This is a genomic window from Nibricoccus aquaticus (assembly GCF_002310495.1).
GTDB classification, from domain to species: domain Bacteria; phylum Verrucomicrobiota; class Verrucomicrobiia; order Opitutales; family Opitutaceae; genus Nibricoccus; species Nibricoccus aquaticus.
The window spans coordinates 410,764-433,256 of record NZ_CP023344.1; the positions used below are offsets into that span (position 1 = coordinate 410,764).

Sequence of the window (22,493 nt, forward strand, 5' to 3'; positions counted from 1 at the left end):
GTCAGCTAGTTAGCTAATTTCCAGCGCCCACCTTCGCCCGTCGTTGAGTCCGCCGAGCGACGCGCTTCAGCACCGTCTCGCCAACTCACTTGGCCGGAGCCGCGAGGACAGTCGTCGTATTGCTGACCAGCGAAGCGATCGCGCCCGCGTTCTCGGTCAGGCCATTCGAGTGAAGCGTGATATAAACCACACCGAGCAGATTGTCGGCATTCACCAGCGTCGTGTCCGCCTTCGAGTTGTTGTAACCCTGAGCGACCCAGCCATCGGCCTTCGCTTCGATCAAACGGTGAGCCACCATTTCGCCAAAACGATTTTTATAGGCCACCACCATACCGGCCTTCAAAGCCGCAGCATCGATCTTCTTCACGAGAAGAACCGAGCCTTCGCCGAAAAAGGGGAGCATCGAGCGGCCTTCTACTTTCAACACGCTCAGATCGGCGCGCTTGGCCGCGATGCGGTAAGCATCAGCGATCGTCGTGTCGAAAGACTCACCCGTCAGTGGACGCTCCGCAATCGCCGCACCCGCCACCGTCGCCACCGCAGAAAAAAGCACTGCGGCAAGCAGGCTGCGGACTGTGGAGGCGAACGTCATGCCCACACTCTACCGATCCCTCCAAAAATTCTCTATTGAGTGTGTTCCTCAATCACCCGGCCACTTTAGCCCAAACAGCATCCGAACTTATCCCGGCCCAACTAGGTAATCTTCCTCAATGCATGGGGATTTTCCGCAACCGGCGATGAACGCTTCATTCCATCGTCGGGCAGAACGCACCAACTATCGGCTCAAACCGTGACCTCTTGACGGGCTTTTTCCGCCAGCGCCGTGCTCAGGTAACGCTCACCGAAACTGCACCCGACCGTCACGATCGTCTTCCCCGCGAACTCCGGCCGCTTCGCCACCTGCAACGCCGCCCACACATTCGCCCCCGTCGAGATGCCGCCCAAAATTCCGTCCAGCGTCGCCAGCTGCCGCGCCGTCTCGAACGCATCGTCATCCGTCACCGCGATGATCTCGTCGATGATCGCCGTATTGCAGTTCTTCGGGATAAACCCCGCGCCGATGCCCTGGATCTTGTGGCGACCCGGTTTGCCGCCCGCGAGCACCGGACTTGCCGCCGGTTCCACCGCAAACGTCTTCATCGCCGTACGCGCTTTGATCACTTCAGAAACGCCCGTGATCGTTCCACCCGTGCCGACACCCGCGACAAACGCGTCGATCTTCCCGCCCGTCGCCGCCCAGATTTCCTCCGCCGTCGTCCGGCGATGCACTTCCGGATTCGCCGGATTTTCAAACTGCTGCGGCATGAATCCGCGGCTCCCATGCTGCGCCAGCAATTCCCCCGCACGGCGAATCGCTCCCGGCATTCCTTCCGCGCCCGGCGTCAGCACGATCTCCGCTCCGAGCATGCGCAACAACACGCGCCGCTCGATCGACATCGTTTCCGGCATCGTCAAAATCAACTTGTATCCCCGCGCCGAGCACACGAACGCCAGCGCGATCCCCGTGTTACCCGACGTCGGCTCGATCACGACCGAGTCCGCCCGCAGCTTCCCCTCCTTCTCCGCTGCCTCGATCATCGCTAGTCCGATGCGATCCTTCACACTCGCTAGCGGATTAAAAAACTCCGCTTTCAAATAAACATCGCCTACCACCCCCGCCGCCGCCGCGATCCGGTTCAACTTGATGAGCGGCGTGTTTCCAATCGTGGCAGTGATGTTCGGATAAGCCTGGGATGACATAGTGCGCATAATCACGCGCCCCACCGCCCGCTCAGTCAAGGCCGTCGCCTCAATCCGCCGACTCCTCATGCTCCAGCGTGTCCGCGATCCGCGCCGCCAGCGCCAGCCCCGACAACGCTGCACCTTCCACCCTCGGCCCCCCAAACGCGTCGCCCGCCAGCCCCAGCGAAATCTCCGGCAGCCACACGCACCGCTCCGCCCACGTCGTCACCGGCTCGCTGTAACGCCAGCGATGCAACGCGACCGACACCACCCCCGCGCTCCCCAGCCACTCCCGCGCCGCTGGCACGAGCAGCTCCGCCACTTCGCTCTCCGTTTTCCCATAATGCTCCGCCGAAAACGCCGGCGTCGCCAGCAACGTCACCGCCCCCTGCCCTTCCGGCGAAATCCCTTTCTTCGCGTTATCTGCCACCCACCGTAGCGGCCCTTGTTTGATCGCCACGCCCTCGACGGGCACCGCGCTCGCTCCGTCCAGTACCACGAGCAACGCCAGACACGGATGATAGCTCACCCGCCCCAGCTCCGCCGCCAGCGTCTCCTTGAGCGCCACGCCGCCCGCAACAAGCAACGCCAGTGTCTGCGGTACCGGCGCCGTCGATACGAGCCGCTCCACCCGCATCAATCCATGTCCCTCGATCATCAGCTCCCAACCGTCCGCCACCCGCATCGCCGCCGTGACCTTGTGCTCCCGTTTGATGTCCAGCCCGTCACTCAACCGCTTCGCCACCGCCGTCATTCCCGGCCGCCCCGTCCAGCGTTCATTAACCTCGCCCGGCCATTTCGCCGCCACGCCCGACCGCTCCCAGTCCGCCAGCCAGCTCTCCATCGCCGCATCTCTCACCGTGAAAAATTGCGCCCCTTGATCGAACACCGCCGTCCCCACCCGCTTCGTCGCCATCCGTCCGCCGACCCCGCGACTCTTCTCCAAAACCACCACGCTCGCCCCACGCTCACGCAGCGCCCGCGCCGCCATCAGTCCCGCCATGCCTGCACCGATGATCGCGATAGTTTTGTTCATGTCGCCCGCACCATCACCGCCCGAGCACATGACGCAACGCGTCTTCCAATTTCCCGTGTCGAAATTCGTACCGCGCCTCATCCAGCCGCGCCGGTTCCACCCGCACACCGCTGAGCAGCGCCTCCTCCGCCATCTGCCCCAGCGCCGCCTTCAACGTCCACGCGGGCACACTCAACCACGCCCGTTTCCCCAACACCCGCGCAAGGGTCTCCGCAAACTCCGCATTCGTCACCGCTCCCGGCGCCACCGCATTCACCGGCCCACCGCACCGCTGATCGATCACCGCGTGATAAATCGCCCCGACGAAATCCTCCACGCCGATCCAGCTCATCCACTGCCGCCCGCTCCCCATCTTTCCACCGAGCCCCGCGCGAAACGCCGGTAACATCTTAGCCAGCGCCCCGCCCGCCGGCGTCAGCACCACGCCCGCGCGCAATGCCACCGCCCGCAGCCCCAGCGCTTCCGCCGCCCCCGTTTCCTTTTCCCACGCCTTGCACACGTCCGCCAAAAATCCCGTCCCGCGCATCGACTCTTCGTTCACACGCTCCTCGCCGCGATTCCCATAAATCCCCGTCGCCGATGCGCTCACCAAGACAAACGGCCGGTGCTTCATCTTCTCGATCGTGCTGACGAGGGTCCGCGTCGCAGCCACCCGACTGCTCAAAATCGCCTCACGCCTCGCCGCCGTCCAACGCCCGCCCGCCACGTTCTCCCCGGCCAGATTGATAACGACATCCACCCCCCGCAGCTTCGCCGCATCGAGTTCACCCTTCGCCGGATTCCAAAAAATCTCCCCCGCGCCCGCCGCCTCGCGCCGCACCAATCGCACCACCGTGTGCCCTTGCGATTTCAAAAACGGCACCAACGCCCCGCCCACTAGCCCCGACGCTCCTGCCACGAGAAACGTCATCGGCCGCACAGCACCGTATCGAAACGCCAACTCCACATCCGCCCGCGTCACCTCATGCCGGTACGTGAACAACCGCTCCAGCTTCCGCCGCACCCAGCCGCCCGCCACCGCATTTCCGATCACGCCGCCCGGCAGCTCATAAATAATCTCATCCGTCAGCACGCACTCCGCCGATCCTTCCGCCTCGATCCGGTGCGTATGCTCCCACCGCTTGAACGGCCCGCTGATCTGCACATCGCGAAATTGTTTATCCTCGATCACGTCGCAGTGCTCCACATCCCACGCCGGCCAGAACGGCCCCACTTTCGACTTCACCACCACCCGCGCACCATTCGCCACGCCCACGTGCTTCACGACTTCGGCCCGCTCCCACGGCGGCATCAACCGCTCCAGCGCCCCCGGCCGCAGATGCCACGCGAACACTTCGCTCGCAGGCCGGCTGATACGGATGGATCGGGAAAACGTCTGAAGACTCATGTCTGGAGCGCACCGCCATACGTACCGCCCACCGCACCCGCAATCCTCAATCCCACGCAGCCGCCCGCACTCATCATCCTCATCGTCGCCCACTCCGCGTTCACAGCCCCGGCAACTCCGCCTGCCCGTTCCCCTTCGCCCGCGCCTCTGCTCCCGCGCCCGGCGGCACGCCGCCGTTTTTGCGGATCGTCTCCGCCCGCGCCTGGATCGCCTCCCGTGCCTTCGCATCGAGCCGCGCCAGATTTTTCACCTGCAAACCCATCCGCGGATTCGCCGCCAGCCGCCGCTCATGCCGCAGCAAAAAATCCCAGTACAACGTCGTGAATGGACACGCCCGCTCCCCCGTCGATTGCGCCGGATCGAAGCGGCACCCCGCGCACGCGTTGCTCATGCGTTTGATATAGTTGCCCGTCGCCACATACGGTTTCGACGCCATCACCCCGCCGTCCGCGTACTGCGACATCCCCAGCGTGTTCGGCAGCTCCACCCACTCCACCGCATCCACGTACACCGCCAGATACCACGCATGGATTTCCTGCGGCTTCACCCCGAGCATCAGCGAATAAAGCCCCGTCACCATCAGCCGCTGGATGTGGTGCGCGTATCCGAGATCCAACGTCTGCCGGATCGCATCCCTTAAACATGCCATCGGCACTTCCCCCGTCCAATAAAACCCCGGCAGCGCCTCCTCCGCCTTCAGCGCGTTTCGCTCCACATACTCCGGCATGTGCAGCCAATAAACGCCCCGCACATACTCGCGCCACCCGAGGATCTGCCGGATAAATCCCTCGACCGACGCCAGCGACGCCTTCCCTCCGCGATACGCCGCCTCCGCCGCCGCGATCACTTCACGCGGATCGAGCAGTTTCAGATTCATCGCCGCCGACAGCCGCGAATGAAACAGCCACGGCTCCCCCAACCAGATCGCATCCTGAAACTCCCCGAATCTCTCCAGCCGGTACTTCACAAAATCCTCCAGCGCCTCCCGCGCCTGCACCCGCGTCACCGGCCAGTCAAACGCCTCCAGACGCCCCGGATGCTTCGCGAAAATCCTCTCCACATCCGCGATTGCTCTGCGCGTCACCGCATCCGGCGGAAACCGTTTCGGCGCCCTCAACCCCTCCGGTCCGCTCTTCGCGAAACTCCCGCGATTCTCCGGATCGTAGTTCCACTGCCCGCCCTCCGGCTCTCCGTTCGCATCCAGCAGCACGCGGTGTTTCCGCCGCATTTCCCGATAAAAAAACTCCATCCGCAGCTGCTTCCGCCCCGCCGCGTGCGTCCGAAACTCCTCCAGCGAACACAGAAAATGTCGGTCCGCCCGCTCCTCCCACATCACACCGAGCTCGGCCGCCACCGCTTCCAGCGCCGCCCGCACCCGCCAGTCGCCCGGCTGCGTCACGATCATCCGCTCCGGCTTCAACCGCCTCACCGCCCGCGCCAGCTCCCCCGCCAGACTTCCCGAGTTTTCCTTGTCGCCGATTTCCGAGTACTCCACCCGCCAGCCCCGCCCGCGCAGTTCGTCGCGAAAATGCCGCATCGCCGCCAGGAACAACGCCGTCCTCGGCTGCGTGCTCCACACATGCGTCGACTCCTCCGCCACCTCCGCCATCCACACCGCATCCGTCGTCGCATCAAACCCCTCCAGCGCCGCCCCGCCCGCATCCAGCTGATCCCCCAGCACCACCACCAAATTCCTCACCCCACCATTCAGCCGCTTCTTCTTTTCCGCATCAGTGTTCATCAGTGCCCATCAGTGGTTAAAAATTCCGTCCTCTCTCAATCTCCCCGCACACTCACGCCGGCCGCTCCGCCTTCAGCGCCTTGAACGCCTCCAGCGCCGCATCCCGCGCCGTCTTATGATCCACCACCGGCGCAGGATAATTCTCCCCCAACCGCACGCCCGCTTTTAACCGCACCTCCTCCGGCGCTTCCCACGGCGCATGCAAAAACGCATCCGGCATCTTCGCCAGCTCCGGCACCCACTGCCGCACATACTCGCCGCCGCCATCGAACTTCACGCCCTGCAACACCGGCGCGAACACGCGAAAATACGGCGCCGCATCCGCTCCGCACCCCGCGCTCCACTGCCAGCCCAGCGTGTTACTCGCCAGATCCGCATCGACGAGCGTGTCCCAAAACCACTCCGCCCCGTGCGTCCACGACAGCCGCAGATGCTTCACCAAAAACGACGCCACCACCATCCGCACGCGGTTGTGCATCCACCCCGTCGCCCACAGCTGCCGCATCCCCGCATCCACGATCGGATAACCCGTCAGCCCGCGCTTCCACGCCTTCAACTTCTTCCCGCCCGGATCGCTCGCCCACGGAAACTCCGCGAACTCTTCCCGCAACGGCTGCACCGGCGTCTTGGGAAAATGATACAACAGATGATGCGCAAACTCCCGCCAGCCCACCTCCTTCAAAAACGTCTGCACGCCCGCATTCGCCGGGAAAACGCCTGACTCCTTCCCCTGCGCCCGCGCCGCCGCCCAGATCTGCCGCGGCCCGATCTCCCCGAAATGCAGATGCGGCGACAACCGCGACACCCCGTCCACCCCCGGCAGATCGCGCTGCTCGCCATAATCCGCCGCCAGCTTCTTCAAAAAATATCCCAGCCGCTTTTTCGCGCCCGCCTCACCCGGCGTCCACGCCGCATAAAATCCCGCGTCCCACGGAATCGTCGGTAACAACGCCAGCGCCTCGATCTCCACCGACTCCGGCCACCGCTCCGGCGCCGGAAACGTCTTCGCCTTCACCACCACCTCTTCCGCCGTCTCCAGACTCAGGCAATGCCGCCAGTACGGCGTGAACACCTGAAACGGCCCGCCCGCCTTGTTCACGATCGTGTGCGGCTCATTCAACAGCGCGCTGTTAAAGCTCTTCACCTCCAGCCCGTGCTCCGCCAGCGACGCCTTCACGACCTTATCCCGCGCGATCACCGCCGGTTCATAGCGACGATTCCAATACACCGCCCCCGCGCCCGTCTCTTTCACGAGCTTCCGCAAAACCTCCAGCGACTTCCCCTGCGCCACCACCAGCCGCGACCCACGCTCCTTCAGCGACGCATCCAGCGCCTTCAACGACTGATGCAACCACCACCTCGACGCCCCGCCCATCGGCCATCGCCCTTCGCCCTCCTCATCCAGAATATAAACCGGCACCACCGCGCCGCCGCGCTCCAGTGCAGCCTGCAACGCCGCATTATCCTGCAACCTTAAATCCTGCCGGAACCAGATGATCGTTGAGGAAACTTTCACGGCTGCGAAAGAGCCGCGCACCTCACGCGAAGCAAGTCCTCAAAGCCCGTTTTCAACTTTCTCTTTCCCGCCCACTTGCGCCGTACGATTCCCCGCATCCACTGCCTGCCTTCACCCGTACATGTCCTCTTGGGATGTTCAATTTCGCAACGGGATCTACCTCCCGCAAATCGACTGGTGGCTCGACGCCCACCACCCCGTCGAGCGCTCCTTCGTTTCCCACGCGCACTTCGATCACCTCGCGCCGCACAAAGAAATTCTCTGCTCCGAAGGCACCGCCCGCCTCATGCGCGCCCGCATGAACACCGAACGCCGCGAACACGTCATCCCTTTCGGCCACACCGAACCACTCACGCCCGACACTACCGTCACGCTGCATCCCGCCGGCCACATCTACGGCTCCGCCCAAAGCCTCCTCGCGCACGCCGACCACGGCACGCTCCTGTACACCGGCGACTTCAAACTCCGCCGCGGCCTCTCCGCCGAACCCTGCGCCACCCCGCACGCCGACGTCCTCATCATGGAGACCACCTTCGGCCGCCCGCAGTACGTCTTCCCGCCCACCGAAAAAATCCTCGCCGACATCGCCGCCTTTTGCCGCGCCGCCCTCGAAGACAATGAAACGCCCGTACTTTTCGGATACAGCCTCGGCAAATCCCAGGAACTCCTCAGCGGCCTCGCCGCCGCGAAACTCCCGGTGATGCTCCACCCGCAAACCCACAAGCTCACCCAGATCTACGAAGAGCTCGGTCTCACCTTCCCGCCCTACTGCGAATTCTCCGCCGCCGAACTCTCCGGCCACGTCGTCATCTGCCCGCCCCAGGCCGCGCAGTCTCCCTTCCTCAAAAAAATCCGCGCCCGCCGCACCGCCATGATCACCGGCTGGGCCCTCGATCCCGGCGCGATCTTCCGCTACCAATGCGACGCCGCCTTCCCGCTCTCCGATCACGCCGACTTCCCAGACCTACTCCGCTTCGTCGAACTCGTCGCCCCCAAACGCGTCCTCACCCTCCACGGCTTCTCCTCCGACTTCGCCCGCACCCTCCGCGACCGCGGCATCGAAGCCTGGGCCATCAACCAGGACAACCAACTCGAGATGCCACTCGCCGTCTCCGCCCCAATTACCAACTACGAACTACAAACTCCCTCCGATTCCCCTTCGATCCCTTCGCCCGACCTTCGCGAGACAACTCCTTCCGACATTCCCTCCGACCTACCCACTACTCGCTACCCGCTACTCGCTACTTCTCCTTCCGACCTCACCTCCTTCGCGACAACCGCCGACCGCATCCGCGCCATCCCCTCCAAACTCGAAAAAATTGCCCTCCTCCGCGACTACCTCGTCTCGCTCCCATCCGAAGAAGATGCCGCCCTCGCCGCCGTCTTCTTCACCGGCCGCCCCTTCCCCCAATCCGATCCGCGCACACTTAACATCGGCTGGTCCCTCCTTCGCCGCGCCATCCTCGAAGTCACCCGCCTTAACGTCGCCGACTTCAAGCAAACGTATCTGCGCTACAGCGACAGCGGCGACACCGCCGAAGCCCTGCTCACCGGCCGCACCACACCCGAGCCATTCACTCTCTCCGAAACCGCCGACTTCTTCGCCGCCCTCGCCGCCGCCCGCGGCCCCGCCGCCAAGCTCGACCTCTTCCAAACCCGTCTCGCCCGCCTCACGCCCGCCGCCGCGAAATACCTCATCAAGATCATCACCACCGATCTCCGCATCGGCCTCAAAGAAGGCCTCGTCGAAGAAGCCATCGCCGCCGCCACGAGCCGCCCTCTCGAATCCGTCCGAGAAGCCAACATGCTCAGCGGCGACCTCGCTCAAGTCGTCCGCGCCGCCCGCCGAGACGAACTCGCCAGCATCTCGCTCCGCATCTTCCACCCGCTCCAGTTCATGCTCGCGAGCCCCGAGCCCACAGCCGAAGCGATCCTCGAACGCCTCACCCCACCCGTCTGGCTCGAAGAAAAATACGACGGCATCCGCTGCCAGCTCCACAAACAAGGCCCGTGCGTCGAACTCTTTTCCCGCGACCTCCACAACATCACCGCCCAATTCCCCGACCTCGCCCGCGCCGCCGCCTCGCTCCCCGCCGACGTCATCCTCGACGGCGAGTTGCTCGCCTGGCGCGACGGCCGCGCCCTCCCCTTCGCCGAACTCCAAAAACGCCTCGGTCGCAAAGGCGGCGACGACTTCTTCCTAGGCCAAGAGATTCCCATTTCCTTCTCCACCTACGACCTCCTCTGGCTGAACGGAAATTCACTCCTAAAATCCCCTCTCCAAGACCGCCGTACCGCCCTCGAATCCATTCTTAATTCATCATTCCTAATTCATAATTCCGCCCTCTACCTTGCCCCGGTCAAACCAGCCCAAACGGCGGGCGAAATCGACGCCGCCTTCCTCGCCTCCCGCCAGCGCGGCAACGAAGGCCTCATGGCCAAAGATCCACAAAGCCCCTACACGCCCGGCCGTCGTGGACTCGCCTGGCTCAAACTCAAAAAAGCCTACGCCACGCTCGACGTCGTCGTGACCGGCGTCGAGTACGGCCACGGCAAACGACGCGGCGTCCTCAGCGATTACACATTCGCCATCCGCGACGACGCCACCGGCGCCCTCCTCACCGTCGGCAAAGCCTACTCCGGTCTCACCGATGCCGAGATCGCCCAATACACCGAACACTTCCTCGCCAACACCCTCGAAGAACACGGTCGCTTCCGCACCGTCACGCCCGACGTCATACTCGAAGTCGCTTTCGACTCCATTCAGGAAAGCAAACGCCACCCCAGCGGCTACGCCCTCCGCTTCCCGAGAATCGCCCGCATCCGCACCGACAAGACCCTCGCCGACATCGACACCCTCGAAACCTGCCGCCGCCTCGCCGGCCCCAACGCGTTCGCCCCAACCAAAACCGTTTGAATCGCGAAGACGCGAAGACGCTAAGAGTCCAAAACATCACTCATCCGACGTGCTTACTCGTCTCTCACCTGCGCCTCTTCGTTCCCTTCGGTCTCTTCTGTGAAACTTCCGAACTCCGTCCCCACTCTCTACGACTCCAAGCTCCGTGTCCTCTGTGCCTCTGTGGTTAAAACAAAAACTCCGATTCCTTCCTTCGCTCCGACCTTAGCGTCTTCGCGTCTTTGCGCTTAACCTAAAGTTCGCCCGCTTTCGCCCCTCTCAATGTTCACCCGCGTAGAAAAACCCGCCCTCACCGAGCCGCGCCTCTTCTCCGCCCTCCACCCCGAACTCGCCACCTGGTTCGCCAACAAATTCACCCACTTCTCCCCCGGCCAGCTCACCACCGTCCCCGAAATCCTCGCCGGCCACTCCGCCCTTCTCTGCTCGCCCACCGGTACCGGCAAAACCCTCGCCGCCTTCCTCGGCGTCTTCGATTACCTCGCCAAAGCTCACGACCGCAAAGAACTCCCCGCCGGACTAGTCGCCATCTACGTCTCGCCTCTCCGCGCGCTCACGTACGACCTCCAAAAAAATCTCCAAAGCCCGCTCGACGAACTCGGCTGGAAACACATCCGCGTCGCTTCCCGCAGCGGGGACACCACGCCCAAAGAGCGCGCCGCCCAACGCCGCAAGCCCCCGCACATCCTCGTCACCACGCCCGAAAGTCTGACGCTTCTCCTCAGCCAGCCGACCTGGATCGCCGCCTTCAAAACCGTCCGCTTCCTCATCATCGACGAACTCCACGCCCTCGCCGAAAACAAACGCGGCTCCCTCCTCATGGCCTCCGCCGAGCGCCTAGAAGACGTCATCGCAACCGCGCACCGTTCTCCGACGCCCTCCACCCCGGTTTCCGGCTCATCCTCCGCTTTCACTCTTCCCTCTTCACCCTTCACTCTTCAACGCATCGGCCTCTCCGCCACCGTCGCCCCACTGGAAACGGTCGCCGAATTCCTCGTCGGCACCGACCGCCCCTGCCGCATCATCGACATCGCCCCCTTCAAACGCGCCCACATCGAGCTCTTCTCCCCGCTCCGCAAAAATCCCTACCCACCCGCCGGCTGGGGCGGCGCCCGTCTCCACAAAGAACTCTGCACGCTGCTCCTCCAGAAACGCACCACGCTCATCTTCACCAACACCCGCAGCGGAGCCGAAAGCATCGGCCTCCGCCTGAAACAACTCCTCCCTGACCTCGCTCCGCAGATCGAAGTCCACCACGCCTCGCTCGACCGTGCCGTCCGCCTCGAAGTCGAAGACCGACTCAAACGCGGCGAACTCCGCGCCGTGGTCTGCTCCACCAGTCTCGAACTCGGCATCGATATCGGTTCCATCGATACAGTCGTCATGGTCTCCGCGCCCAAAGGCGTCTCCCGCGCCCTCCAACGCATCGGCCGCTCCGGCCACTCGATGAAGCAGACCAGCCACGGTGTCCTCTTCGCGACCAACATCAACGACCTCGTCGAGTGCACCGTCACCGCGCAGATGATGGAGCGCCGCGAACTCGAACCCGTCCGCCTCCACGCCGATCCGCTCGATGTCCTCGCCCAACATCTCGTCGGCCTCGCCATCTTCAGCTCCGTCACGCCCGACGAAGCCTTCGCCCTTCTCCGCCGCGCCCAGCCCTTCAAGGAACTCACCCGCGAAAAGTTCGACCGCGTTCTCCGCTACCTCGAAGGCGGCGGCGTGTCACTGGAACGCAACTACCGCGACGTCTTCGGCAAGATCCGCCTTGTCGACGGGCAACTCACGATCCCGTCGCCGCGCACCGCCCGCGACTTCTACCAAAACGTCGGCACCATCGCCGCCTCACCGATGATCCAGGTCCGCCTCGGCCGCCGCAATTTAGGCCAGGTCGAGGAAATGTTCATGAAGGGCCTTCGCCCCGGAGACACTTTCGTCCTCAACGGCCGCACCGTCCGCCTCATCGAGACGCGTCTCCTCACCGCGAAAGTCGCCGAAGCTAAAAACTCCCTCCCGACCGTCCCCCGTTGGAACGCCAACAAAATGCCCCTCACCAGCGGCATCGCTCTCGAAGTCGCCCGCTTCCGCACCGAACTCGCTTCCCGCCTGCCCGCGCCCCCCGCGAATTCCCCCACGTCGATCAATCTCCACGCGTCACTCGCCGCCAACGTTGGCCGGATCGAGTCCGCCACCGACTGGCTTGCCACCGGCTACTCACTCTCCCGCGCGAACTCCGAAGCCATCGTCCGCCACTTCCTTCTTCAGTCCCAAATTTCCCGCGTCCCCACTACCGGCTTCTTCCTCATCGAGCGCTACGAAGAACGCGGCCTCCTGCACTATTTCGTTCACTCCCTCATAGGTCGTTCGCCCAACGACGCGCTCTCCCGCATCATCGTCTGGCGCGTCAACCAGATCGTCGGCGGCAACGCCCGCGTCACCATCGATGACTACGGCTTTCTTCTCACCGTCGCACCTTTCCAAGCCATCGATCTGCCCACCTGGAAAAAACTCTTCGTGCGCGAGGGCGCCGAGGAAGCCCTTCGCTCCGCCCTCTCCGAAGCCGACCTCGTCAAATGGCAATTCCGCGGCGTCGCTCAAACCGGCCTCATGGTCCCACGCCGCGTCCACGGCCAGGAACGCGGCGCCCGCTCACTCCAGTGGAGCGCCGAGATCATCTTCGACGTCCTCCGCCGCCACGAGCCCGATCACCCGCTCCTTGAAGAAGCCTACGCCGAAGCCACGCTCCGCTTCCTCGATACACCCCGCGCCCTCCAATTCCTCGACGACGTCCACAACGTCCCGTGGGAACTCGTCCCCACCGACCGCGTCAGCCCGTTTTCCTTTGGCATCTTCGTCAGTAAAATCAAAGAGACCATGACCCTCGAAGACCCCGAAACCACCATCGAGCGCCTCTACCACGACAGGTACGGCGCCGACCTCGCAAACGTCCCGTCCGCGAATGACCAATGATCGAGGTGGAGCGCGCACTCCGAGCGCGCTGTTCACCATCGCCCGTTTTCACCTCACTCAGCCGCCTCTCGTAACGAGCCACTATCTTCCCATCGCCAATCCTGTTCATCCTGTAATCCTGTCCAAAAATTTCCGTCCTCCCAGTTCTCCGTGTCCTAGCTCCGTGCCCTCTGTGACCCCCTCCGAAAAGTGACGCCACCTCGCCACCAAATCTCCCCCGGCATCCACCTCGATTCCCGCCGCGCCCTCTTCATCGAGTCCCTCCGCATCCTCGTCGTCGCCGACCTCCACTGGGGCTACGTCGAATCCCACCGCGCCCGCGGCAACCTCCTCCCCCACTGGGGCGACGCCGAGATCGCCTCCCAACTCCGCTCCCTCATCGCCGACTACCAACCGCGCGAAATGATCTGGCTCGGCGACTCCCTCAACGCCCCCACCGGCCGCACCGCCGCCGAAAAATTCCTCACGGACTTATCCACGCCCACCGGCCCCGACATCTTCATCCTCGCCGGCAACCACGACCACCGCTGGTCCCGCGCCAATCTCCGCGAACTCCAGCGCCCCGGCTTCTTCTTCCACCACGGCGACGACACCAAACTCAAAGCCCCCGCCGACACCCTCGAAATCATCGGCCACCACCACCCCGCCGTCTCGCTCTATGACGGAGCAGGCACGCGCCTGAAACTTCCCGCCCTCGTCGCTTCCTCAAGCCGTCTCATTCTACCCGCCTTCTCCCCGTGGTCCGCCGGCACCAATTGGCTCAACTACGTGGAACCCAAAGAATTCCTCTGGGCAATTGCACCTTCCCGGATTTTCGCAGTCAAACCCGAGCACCACGGAATCCTCCGCGGTCGTCCATGAAACTCCTGCCCGCTTTTCTCCTCTCACTCACCACCCTCGTCTGTTCCGCCGCCCTCCGCGCCGCTCCCATTTCTTTCGGCGACGGTGAACGATTCAACTTCCGCGTCAGCTGGGGCCTCTTCAGCGAAGCCGCCGAGATCACCATCGCCGCCCGCGCCGAACAATCCGCCGGTCTCTCCCAGATCCGCGTCACCACCACCACCGCCACGCGCGGGATGATCCGCAAACTCTACTCCTTCGACGGACGCGCCGAATCCGTCTTCGACAGCACCGACGGCCGCATGCTCGCCGCAGTCGCCAGCACCTCCACCAAAAAGAAAAAGACCCACGCGATGGCCGTCTTCGACTACACCGCCGCCAACGTCCGCTACGAAGATTATCTCCGTCCACACCGCTCCCTCAACATCCCGCTGCCCGCCGGCCAGCCGATGGACCTCATCACGAGCCTCATCGAATCGCGCGCCTGGAATCTCAAAGTCGGCGACCGCCGCCCCACCACCGTGATGTTCGACGACGAGTTCTACGACCTCACCCTCGTCGCCGAAAAAATCGAGCGCGTCGAAACCCCCACCGGCACCTACGACACCCTCGTGATCGTCCCCCTCATGGAGAAAGACCCCAAAGGCATGTTCAAACGCGGCGGCACCGTCCGCGTCTGGATCTCCCAGGACGAAAAACACCTCCCCGTAAAACTCGAAGTCTCCCTCAAATACGGCACCGGCACCGCCTGGCTCACCGACTACCGCCCACCCTTCACGCCAGTCGCCCTCCGCCAACCCTGAATCCGCGCGCTTCAGCCCCCGTAGGTCAGCGTGCTTGCACGCGCTTCGTGATCTGCTCGCCCGCTCTTGTATTACCGCCATTGCCTCGCAGCGTCGCCAACGTGCAACCGCCCCGAGGGTTTGAGTCGCTCCGTAGCCATCGATGGTCATCGCGCTATTCGAGCTACTTTCTAACACTCTGCACAGCTGATCGCGCCGTCGGACTCACATCAAACCCGGTCGCCGCCGCGATTCGCCAGCAAGTCGATGCATGTGCCCACGACGGCCATTGGCGCCCCCGCGCCACAGTCATCATGCCCGACCACACGCACCTCCTCATCGAACTCACAGGCGCTCTCCCACTCGGCCGCGTCGTAGCGAGGCTCAAAACCAAAACTCGGTCTGCTCTCATCGCCGCCGGTCTCCGCTGGCAGGGAAATTACTACGAACATCGACTCCGCGATGGCGATGAGGTCGGGACCGTCCTGCAGTATATTTTCCTGAACCCCTACCGCGCTGGCCTCGTTCCAACGACTGAAATCTACCCGCATTTCTGGCTGCACGAAGACGACGCCCGACGATTCCGCCCCACGCTCGACGACGACCGCCCATTCCCCGAATGGCTCGCATAACGCCGCCGTAGGCCAGCGTGCTTGCACGCGCTCGGAAAAATCACGTCATCCGTCCTTCCGCCCAGGTTTTTCCAACCGCGCGAGCAAGCTCGCTGTCCTGCCTTAAGTCTTCTTCACCTCCTTCACTTCCGTCGGTTTCAAAACAAACCGCCAAGGTTTCCCCGCCCACTCCGCCCCCGCGAAATCCACACCCACGCGCGGCGTCGCCTGTATTCGATTTCCCGGCACACGCTGGCCCTCCTCGATCCACAGCCCGCTTTCCTCCGTCGCCGCCAGCCCGTTGAGCGCCCGCCCGATCTCCAGCCGCTTCGTCAACCGGCCCGGCCCCTTCGCATCCGCCACGCCACGGATCAGCACCGCCGCCGGAAAATCCTCCGGCCCCGTCACGAGATTCAACATCTCGTGAATCCCATAACACAGGTACACGTACCACACGCCGCCCGCGCGATACATCACCTCCGTCCGCGCCGTCCGCCCCGCCCGCGCGTGACACGCCAGATCCTCTTCGCCGCAGTACGCCTCCGTCTCCGTGATCACATGCCGCGTTACGCTCCCATCCTCCCGCCGCCGCACGAGCACTCGTCCGATCAACCCGCGCGCCACCGCCACCGTGTTTACGCGCTGAAAGACTTTCGCTTGGAGGATTTCCGGCATGCTGGTTGAGTGCCCCTTTCATATTCCGCGTGAGCACCAACGCAACGACCGCCCCTATTTCTCTCCTTCGCCAAAACCTGCGTCGCTGCACCTACGACGGCCTCGCCGCCATGCCTGCGGTCTTCCTGCTCACTCCGGGAAACTTCGTCGCTGCGGCACTCCTCACCGGCCTTTATCAGCTTCCTCCGAGCACCTACGGCATCATCGTTTCAATGCCCTTCTGGTGCAATTTTCTCCAGCTCGGCCTCACCCCTCTCCTCTCCAAAATCCGTCCGCAACGCCTCGCCTGCTTCAGCGCCGCCGCACAAACAGCCCTCCTCGCCGTCCTCGGAGCCGTCATGTTCTGGCTGCCCGTCAACGACCCCGGCCGCAGCGCGCCCTGGTTCATGGCGCTCTTCGCCTTGCTCGGCGTCACCGCGGCCCTCGCCGGCGTGGGCTGGACTTCTTGGATACAAGAATGGGTTCCCGGCCGCGTGCGCGGAAAATACTTCGGCATCCGCAATCAGGTCATCCAGGTCGCCACCGCCGTCTTCCTCATCGCGGTCGGCACACTCCTGCGGCGCAACAACAGCTCCGTCCTCGCCTTCCAACTCGTGATTTTCGGAGCCGTCGCCCTCCGCGCGCTCTCTGCGTGGTATCAGGCGATCATGCGCACGCCGGAACTTTCCGCCGCCACCCAGGAAGCAAAACGCCCGTGGCGCGACCAACTCGCCGAGCTCCGTCACTCGTCATCCCTGCTCTGGTTCGTCGCCTTCGGTGCCGTCTGGGGCTTCGCCGCCAACTGCATCGGTCCCTTCTACGCTGTCTTCATGTATCGACATCTTGGGCTCACCGTAGAAGCCCTCAGCTGGCTCACCATCCTCACGAGTATCGGCGGCATCCTTTCCTATCCGGCGTGGGGCGCGCTCGCCCACCGCTTTGGCAACAAACCCGTCATCTTCTTCGGCATGGTCACCTGGCAGGTTCAAAACTTCCTCTGGTGCTTTCTCCACCCCGACAACGCCTGGCTGCTCTGGCCCATGTGGATCTTCGGTGGCGTCATGAGTGCCGGCGTGTTGCTCGGCATCTTTAACATCCTCCTCAAACTCATCCCCGCCACCGCCAAGACAGCCGCCATCAGCCTCAACCTCGCCATCGCCTCCCTCGTCACCGCCGTCGCCCCGATGCTCGGCGGTCGCATCCTCGAAACATTTCTCTCCGCCGGTCACGATCCTATGACCGTCTACCACCGCCTCTTCCTCCTTCAGCCCGTTCTCGCCATCGCCGCCTGCCTCTTCCTCCTCTCCCGCGTCCGCGAACCGCAATCCGGCGAGCTGACCACCGTCTTCGGTGCCATGCGCAACATCCGCACCCTCGGCTCCATCTTCGGCCTCACCTACGTCGTGAACTTCATCTTCGTTCAGAACCCCAAGGACAAAAAATCATGAGCGCCCCCACGACACCTCACATCTACACGCTCACCGGCAACCTCCTCGCCGAGCGCACCCAAGACTTCGCCGCCTGGTCCCCCGGCAAAACCCACCGCGCCACGTCCCAATCATTCCAAGTCGGCGGCAAAGGCATCAACGTCTCAAAGATGCTCAATCGTCTCGGCACGCCAAATACCGCCCTCTGCTTCCCCGGCGGCGCCTCCGGAGCCGAATGCCTCGCCTGGCTGCGCTATCACAACTTCAATCTCCACGCCTTCCCCACGCAAAAAGCCACCCGCACCGGCCTCGTCATCCGCGCGCCCGGCCAGCCCGAAACCACCTTCCTCGGCCCCGACTCCCCACCCGACTCCATCGCCCTCCAGGCCTGCGCCGACTACCTCGACGCCCTGCCCGACAACTCCGTCCTCGCCCTCTGCGGAAGTTTCCCCGGCCTGGATACTCCCGACGCCGCCCCACTCCGCACCGCCCTCGAACGACTCATCCCTCGCGCCATCATCTGCGCCGACACCTACGGCGCTCCCCTCACCTGGCTCGTCGAACGCCCCGTCAGCCTCATCAAAATCAACCGCGATGAATTCGACCTTCTCTTCCCCCCCGCCGAACGATCTACCCCCGTGCTCGCCCGCCTCGCCACCGCCCGCACCCGCTGGCCCGTTCAGCGCTGGATCATCACCGAAGGTCCCGGCGAAGTCTGCTTCATCGAAAACACTCCGTCTTCCACCGCCTCCACACCGTCGTCCCTCCGCCCACCACCCATCGCCGAAATCTCCCCCACCGGCTCCGGCGATGTCCTCTTCGCCTGCGTCCTCCACGCTCTGTTAATAAAAAAATTCATCCTCGCCGACGCCGTCGCCTTCGCGCTTCCCTTCGCCTCCGCCAACGCCGCCAGCCCGGGAATCGCGGACTTCCCTATGAACCAAGTTCCTCAATCGAGGTCACTTCCCACACCATGAACCGTAAAGTCGTCATTATCCTCACCCTCCTTATCGTCCTCGCCGGTGGCTTCTTCGGCTACCGTAGCTACAAAGCCGGCGCCGACCGCGAACTCGCCGCCCGCCAGCAAGCCGAGGCCGACGCCGAAGCCGCCCGCCTCGCCGACGCCGCCCGCAAGCGCGCCGCCGCAGAAGCCGAGGCGCAACGCCTCATCTCTCTTCAAGCCGAGAAAGACGCCAAAGCCGCCGAAGCCGAACTCGCCCGCCTCCGCGCCGACGAAGCCGCCGCCGAAGCCAAACGCCTCGCCGCCGCCGAAGAAGCCCGCCTCGCCACCCTAGAACGCGAACGCCTCTCCGCCGAAAAGGCCGCCGCCGAAGGCGAAGCCCGCCGCATCGCCGAACAACGCGAACGCCAGGCCATCGAAGCCGAAAAAGCCCGCCAAGCCGCCCTCGCAAAACTCGCCGCCGACGAAAAATCCAAAAAAGAAGCCGCCGACCGCGAAGCCGCCCGTCTCGCCGCTCTCAAACGCCAGCAAGAACTCGAAAAACAAAAGGCCGAGGAGATCACCCAAAAAGCCGAACTCCTCTCCCGCTCCATCTACCCCAGCGACTACAAGCGCCGCACCCATTACTACCTCGACGTCGATATGAAAAATGCCGATGCCGAAGCCGCCGTTCAAAGACCCGCCAGCGAGAAAGCCACCGACAAGAAACCTTAACCGGATCTCGGACGCTGTTTTTCCCAAATAAATCCTTGCTAGGGCGGACTAAGATTCACTTAGTTCGCCCCTTTATTTTATGAAAGCGACCATCAAAACACAGGGCCAGCAGTTCGCCGTTTCCGAAGGCGACATCCTGATCGTTAACCGCTACCCCAATTCCGAAGCCGGCTCCTCCGTTCAAATCAACGAGGTTCTCTCCGTCGGTGAAGGCGAAAGCTTCCGCGTCGGCGCCCCCCTCCTCAACGGAGCCAGCGTCACCGCCACGATCCTCGAAAACAAGCGCAGCAAAAAGATCGTCGTCTTCAAAAAGAAGAAACGTAAGGGCATGGAGCGCAAGCAAGGCCACCGTCAGGATCTCTCCGTGATCAAGATTCAATCTATCAACGCTTAATCTAAACTAGGAGACACTAAGTCATGGCGCATAAAAAAGGTGCAGGTTCTACAAGTAACGGTCGCGACAGCCAGCCACAGATGCTCGGCGTCAAGAAGTTCGGCGGACAAGCCGTTCTCGCCGGTAACATTCTCGTCCGTCAGCGCGGCTCCAAACTCCACGCAGGCAAAAACGTCGGCACCGGCCGCGACTGGACCCTCTTCGCACTCAAGGACGGCACCGTCCAGTACGACAAGGCCCACCGCAAGGTCGCCATCGTCTAAGCGATCAACCGCTTCACTCTCAAAAACGCAGCCCGCAACGGCTGCGTTTTTTTTATGCCCGCAGGTCGGCGACGCCCTCCGCACGGACCGGCACTTACCCAAGTGCCGCTTACCCTCACGAGTCATCAAGGCCCCGGAAATTCGCGCGAACCACCTTCGCATCGCGTGGTCTAGCGCGTCGAGTTTTGACCGCCGTATCCGCAATCCCCTTCGCCCAGATCGATGCCCCGCGCATCGAGCTCGCCCGGCTTTGCCGCCAGATCTGCCTCAACATCGAAACCTCCGCGCCCGCTGACCACCACGCGCTCGACCGCGACCTCGCCGAAGCCCTCGCCACCGTCCGAGCCGCGCACGGCCCCGATAGCATCCACGAAAACGACCTCCTCGATCTCTACCGCGCCGAACAACTCCGCGTCACCGACGCCGCCCTCCTCGCCGAACTCCTCGCGCCCAAGCTCGCCGCCTTCCTGCGCAACCACGGTCTCTCCTCCTCGCCATTCCCAGGCTTCACGCCGCCCTCGGCAGCACCATTCCCCGCTCCGCAGTCCGCGCCCGCGCGCTCACCACTCTCCGCTTCGTCACCTCTGCCCGCCGCTCCGGCCGGTCCCCTGGGCATCGCCGATCTCCTCGATGGCATGCTCGAACAAGACCGCCGCGATGAACGCACCCGTCGCCCCGGCGCGCGCAGATAAACCGAAACCCATCCGACCGATCACGTCATGAGCACATCCTCCGCCACCCTCGAAAAACCCTCCTCCGGCTTCCCCGCCGCCAGCGCCTCGCCGTTTCCCAATCCCCCCGCTGCCAAGTCCGCGAAAACCAAAACCCTCCTCGTCGGCTTCGACCTCGGTACCAATAAATCCTGCGTCCTCGCCGGCGCGCCCGGCACCACCGACATCGCTCTCAGCAAAGTCGTCCCGAGCGTCATCGGCTACGTGAAGGAAGGCATCGTGGACGGCATCATCACCGGCAACGCCTCCATCCTCTTCGGCGAAGACGCGCTGAAAAATTCTCTCCACGTCAACCTCGTCGCCCCGCTCGCCGAAGGTGTGGTCGCTCACGCCGACGCCGCCCGTGATCTTTTCAAACACATCCGCAGCCTCGTCGATCCCTCCGGCACCGCCGAGATCCGCGCCGTCATCGGCGTCCCCGCCAACGCCGACCAGGCCGCCCGCGAAGACATCCGCCAGTGCGCCCTCGGCGTCTTCGACCGCATCCTCCTCATCCCCGAGCCCTTCCTCGCCGCCCTCGGCTTCCGCGAAGACAGCCGCGTCGGTCAGGCCGGTTACGTCGATCCCGTCACCAACTCCCTCTTCATCGACATCGGCGGAGGCACGAGCGACCTTTGCTTGGTTCAAGGCTACTTCCCCACCCGCGACGACCAGGCCTGCATCGCCTTCGCCGGCGACGCCATCGACGAACTCATCCAGCAAGACCTGAACCGCACGTATCCGAATAACGGACTCTCTCGCCTGAAGGTCCGTGAGCTCAAGGAATCCCACTCCTACGTCGGCCCTGTCCGCAAACCGCTCGACGTCAAAGTCATCATCGGCGGCAAGAGCCACACCCTCGATCTCGGCGACACCATCGGCAACGCCTGCAATGCCCTCATCGAGAAAATCTACCCGTCGCTCACCGCGCTCATCGCCCGCGCCGGTTCCGACAGCGTCGTCGCCCTCCTTCAAAACATCATCATCACCGGCGGCGGCTCGCAGATCAAAGGCATCGACACCGTCCTCCAGCAACGCCTCGCCGCCGATGGTTTTGAGTCCCCGAAAGTCCGCCTCGCCGGTCAGGATTATAAACGCTACGTCGCCATGGGCGCCCTCAAAGCCGCCCGCGCCGCCCGCGAAAACCAGTGGCAGCACCTGCTGGCATAAACGCGTTAACCAAATCACAAAAGGCAGACGTAAATCACACGTCCGCTCAAAAAAAATGGAGCACGATCCCGTGCTCCATTTTTTTGCCCATCAGTCCTGCGTAAGGAATTCAAAGTTGTGCGATACTTCAGCCTGTAACCAGGCTCGCTCGACAATCCATTCCGAACCTCGCCGACGGTGCTGCAAGAAAAGTGCCTTGAACCTAACTCACCGCGCTAATTGGCATGTTGCTTTAACCTGTGCGAACGTCGCCACTCAGTCGAACTCTCCTACCTAACCTAAAAAAAACTATTCCACCGACCGCACTGAACAGCGCAGCAAACCAGTACGAGCGATTACTGTAGTCGGTAGTGAAAACGTAGAAGGACGGAAAACCGGCCACATACTTTATCGGGGTTTCAATCTGAAGTAACTGAGCTGACGGCACGACAATCAGCGGGGCTCCATTCTCGTCTCTAATCTGAACCGAATAACGAACCACAGCTGTTTCAGTAAATCCGGGTACTCGCCCCTTCCTGAAATGGTAATCCCGCTCCAAACCCAAGTGACTTTCTCCTTTCGGCACAGCGGTGCCGTCCAAGTAAATAAAGGGCGCGGATGAAAAAGCGACTGACGCAGTAAATAACGGGAATGCCACAGCCTGAAGCACCGCCCCAGTTAATTTTGCGGCAGTGTTCATTG

General features: G+C 63.3%; 20 protein-coding genes. 12 read left to right on the forward strand and 8 right to left on the reverse strand.

Annotation, left to right across the window (positions count from 1 at the left end):
* Positions 1-85: 85 nt before the first annotated feature.
* From CMV30_RS01725 to CMV30_RS01750, 6 genes are all read right to left on the reverse strand, one after another.
* On the reverse strand, positions 86-592 hold the full coding sequence (locus tag CMV30_RS01725) for a signal peptidase I (protein ID WP_096054422.1): 507 nt from the start codon (positions 590-592) through the stop codon (positions 86-88).
* A gap of 191 nt (positions 593-783) precedes the next feature.
* Positions 784-1,740: a cysteine synthase A gene (cysK, locus tag CMV30_RS01730; protein ID WP_096057561.1), complete on the reverse strand. Its 957-nt coding sequence runs from the start codon at positions 1,738-1,740 to the stop codon at positions 784-786.
* A gap of 49 nt (positions 1,741-1,789) precedes the next feature.
* The gene (locus CMV30_RS20025) at positions 1,790-2,758 is read right to left on the reverse strand and encodes an NAD(P)/FAD-dependent oxidoreductase (RefSeq protein WP_217494440.1); all 969 of its coding nucleotides are present in this window, start codon (positions 2,756-2,758) and stop codon (positions 1,790-1,792) included.
* Between the two features lie 13 nt (positions 2,759-2,771).
* Positions 2,772-4,145 carry a TIGR01777 family oxidoreductase gene (locus CMV30_RS01740; protein WP_096054424.1) on the reverse strand — a complete coding sequence of 458 codons (1,374 nt, stop codon included), beginning with the start codon at positions 4,143-4,145 and terminating at the stop codon, positions 2,772-2,774.
* A gap of 100 nt (positions 4,146-4,245) precedes the next feature.
* Positions 4,246-5,886, reverse strand: a complete 1,641-nt coding sequence (locus tag CMV30_RS01745) for a cryptochrome/photolyase family protein (RefSeq protein WP_096054425.1) — start codon at positions 5,884-5,886, stop codon at positions 4,246-4,248.
* Between the two features lie 52 nt (positions 5,887-5,938).
* Positions 5,939-7,402: a cryptochrome/photolyase family protein gene (locus CMV30_RS01750; RefSeq protein WP_096057562.1), complete on the reverse strand. Its 1,464-nt coding sequence runs from the start codon at positions 7,400-7,402 to the stop codon at positions 5,939-5,941.
* A 121-nt stretch (positions 7,403-7,523) separates the two neighbouring features.
* On the opposite strand from CMV30_RS01750, the gene CMV30_RS01755 reads away from it, so the two are divergent.
* The 5 genes from CMV30_RS01755 (at position 7,524) to CMV30_RS01775 (ending at position 15,540) form a co-directional block, all read left to right on the forward strand.
* Positions 7,524-10,319: an ATP-dependent DNA ligase gene (locus CMV30_RS01755; protein ID WP_096054426.1), complete on the forward strand. Its 2,796-nt coding sequence runs from the start codon at positions 7,524-7,526 to the stop codon at positions 10,317-10,319.
* Between the two features lie 261 nt (positions 10,320-10,580).
* Entirely contained in the window at positions 10,581-13,286 is a 2,706-nt protein-coding gene (locus CMV30_RS01760) for a DEAD/DEAH box helicase (RefSeq protein WP_096054427.1), read from the forward strand.
* 189 nt (positions 13,287-13,475) lie between these two features.
* Positions 13,476-14,147 (forward strand): metallophosphoesterase, encoded by a 672-nt coding sequence (locus CMV30_RS01765; RefSeq protein ID WP_096054428.1) that lies wholly within the window; start codon positions 13,476-13,478, stop codon positions 14,145-14,147.
* The gene (locus tag CMV30_RS01770; RefSeq protein WP_096054429.1) at positions 14,144-14,929 is read left to right on the forward strand and encodes a DUF3108 domain-containing protein; all 786 of its coding nucleotides are present in this window, start codon (positions 14,144-14,146) and stop codon (positions 14,927-14,929) included. The genes CMV30_RS01765 and CMV30_RS01770 overlap by 4 nt, the downstream gene beginning before the upstream one ends.
* Before the next feature lie 101 nt (positions 14,930-15,030).
* A complete protein-coding gene (locus CMV30_RS01775) occupies positions 15,031-15,540 on the forward strand; it encodes an REP-associated tyrosine transposase (protein ID WP_175414690.1) in 510 nt (169 codons plus the stop codon).
* 102 nt (positions 15,541-15,642) lie between these two features.
* Here CMV30_RS01775 and CMV30_RS01780 read toward each other — a convergent pair whose 3' ends face one another.
* Positions 15,643-16,194 carry a DNA-3-methyladenine glycosylase gene (locus tag CMV30_RS01780; protein WP_096054431.1) on the reverse strand — a complete coding sequence of 184 codons (552 nt, stop codon included), beginning with the start codon at positions 16,192-16,194 and terminating at the stop codon, positions 15,643-15,645.
* A 29-nt stretch (positions 16,195-16,223) separates the two neighbouring features.
* Between CMV30_RS01780 and CMV30_RS01785 the strand changes: the two genes are divergently transcribed.
* The 7 genes from CMV30_RS01785 (at position 16,224) to beeR (ending at position 21,812) form a co-directional block, all read left to right on the forward strand.
* A complete protein-coding gene (locus CMV30_RS01785) occupies positions 16,224-17,621 on the forward strand; it encodes an MFS transporter (RefSeq protein WP_096054432.1) in 1,398 nt (465 codons plus the stop codon).
* Positions 17,618-18,577, forward strand: coding sequence for a PfkB family carbohydrate kinase (locus CMV30_RS01790; protein WP_096054433.1), 960 nt, complete (start codon positions 17,618-17,620; stop codon positions 18,575-18,577). Before CMV30_RS01785 ends, CMV30_RS01790 begins: the two co-directional genes overlap by 4 nt.
* Positions 18,574-19,275, forward strand: a complete 702-nt coding sequence (locus CMV30_RS19695; protein WP_175414691.1) for a chromosome partitioning protein ParA — start codon at positions 18,574-18,576, stop codon at positions 19,273-19,275. Before CMV30_RS01790 ends, CMV30_RS19695 begins: the two co-directional genes overlap by 4 nt.
* A 79-nt stretch (positions 19,276-19,354) precedes the next feature.
* Complete coding sequence (gene rplU, locus CMV30_RS01800) at positions 19,355-19,669, forward strand: 50S ribosomal protein L21 (RefSeq protein WP_096054434.1); 315 nt, start codon at positions 19,355-19,357, stop codon at positions 19,667-19,669.
* Between the two features lie 23 nt (positions 19,670-19,692).
* Positions 19,693-19,932, forward strand: a complete 240-nt coding sequence (gene rpmA / locus CMV30_RS01805; RefSeq protein ID WP_096054435.1) for a 50S ribosomal protein L27 — start codon at positions 19,693-19,695, stop codon at positions 19,930-19,932.
* A 185-nt stretch (positions 19,933-20,117) separates the two neighbouring features.
* Positions 20,118-20,624, forward strand: a complete 507-nt coding sequence (locus CMV30_RS01810; RefSeq protein ID WP_096054436.1) for a hypothetical protein — start codon at positions 20,118-20,120, stop codon at positions 20,622-20,624.
* Positions 20,625-20,651: 27 nt separating this feature from the next.
* The gene (gene beeR / locus CMV30_RS01815; RefSeq protein ID WP_096054437.1) at positions 20,652-21,812 is read left to right on the forward strand and encodes a BeeR family actin-like protein; all 1,161 of its coding nucleotides are present in this window, start codon (positions 20,652-20,654) and stop codon (positions 21,810-21,812) included.
* 232 nt (positions 21,813-22,044) lie between these two features.
* On the opposite strand, the gene CMV30_RS19200 is transcribed toward beeR, so the two are convergent.
* On the reverse strand, positions 22,045-22,491 hold the full coding sequence (locus tag CMV30_RS19200; protein ID WP_138223068.1) for a hypothetical protein: 447 nt from the start codon (positions 22,489-22,491) through the stop codon (positions 22,045-22,047).
* Positions 22,492-22,493 lie beyond the last annotated feature (2 nt).

What these genes read in the sequence shown, in the direction of transcription:
- CMV30_RS01725 (WP_096054422.1), bottom strand. Translation starts at nt 592, where the DNA reads ATGACGTTCGCCTCCACAGTCCGCAGCCTGCTTGCCGCAGTGCTTTTT.
- cysK (WP_096057561.1), bottom strand. Translation starts at nt 1,740, where the DNA reads ATGTCATCCCAGGCTTATCCGAACATCACTGCCACGATTGGAAACACG.
- CMV30_RS20025 (WP_217494440.1), bottom strand. Translation starts at nt 2,758, where the DNA reads ATGAACAAAACTATCGCGATCATCGGTGCAGGCATGGCGGGACTGATG.
- CMV30_RS01740 (WP_096054424.1), bottom strand. Translation starts at nt 4,145, where the DNA reads ATGAGTCTTCAGACGTTTTCCCGATCCATCCGTATCAGCCGGCCTGCG.
- CMV30_RS01745 (WP_096054425.1), bottom strand. Translation starts at nt 5,886, where the DNA reads ATGAACACTGATGCGGAAAAGAAGAAGCGGCTGAATGGTGGGGTGAGG.
- CMV30_RS01755 (WP_096054426.1), top strand. Translation starts at nt 7,524, where the DNA reads ATGTCCTCTTGGGATGTTCAATTTCGCAACGGGATCTACCTCCCGCAA.
- CMV30_RS01760 (WP_096054427.1), top strand. Translation starts at nt 10,581, where the DNA reads ATGTTCACCCGCGTAGAAAAACCCGCCCTCACCGAGCCGCGCCTCTTC.
- CMV30_RS01770 (WP_096054429.1), top strand. Translation starts at nt 14,144, where the DNA reads ATGAAACTCCTGCCCGCTTTTCTCCTCTCACTCACCACCCTCGTCTGT.
- CMV30_RS01780 (WP_096054431.1), bottom strand. Translation starts at nt 16,194, where the DNA reads ATGCCGGAAATCCTCCAAGCGAAAGTCTTTCAGCGCGTAAACACGGTG.
- CMV30_RS01790 (WP_096054433.1), top strand. Translation starts at nt 17,618, where the DNA reads ATGAGCGCCCCCACGACACCTCACATCTACACGCTCACCGGCAACCTC.
- CMV30_RS19695 (WP_175414691.1), top strand. Translation starts at nt 18,574, where the DNA reads ATGAACCGTAAAGTCGTCATTATCCTCACCCTCCTTATCGTCCTCGCC.
- rplU (WP_096054434.1), top strand. Translation starts at nt 19,355, where the DNA reads ATGAAAGCGACCATCAAAACACAGGGCCAGCAGTTCGCCGTTTCCGAA.
- rpmA (WP_096054435.1), top strand. Translation starts at nt 19,693, where the DNA reads ATGGCGCATAAAAAAGGTGCAGGTTCTACAAGTAACGGTCGCGACAGC.
- beeR (WP_096054437.1), top strand. Translation starts at nt 20,652, where the DNA reads ATGAGCACATCCTCCGCCACCCTCGAAAAACCCTCCTCCGGCTTCCCC.
- CMV30_RS19200 (WP_138223068.1), bottom strand. Translation starts at nt 22,491, where the DNA reads ATGAACACTGCCGCAAAATTAACTGGGGCGGTGCTTCAGGCTGTGGCA.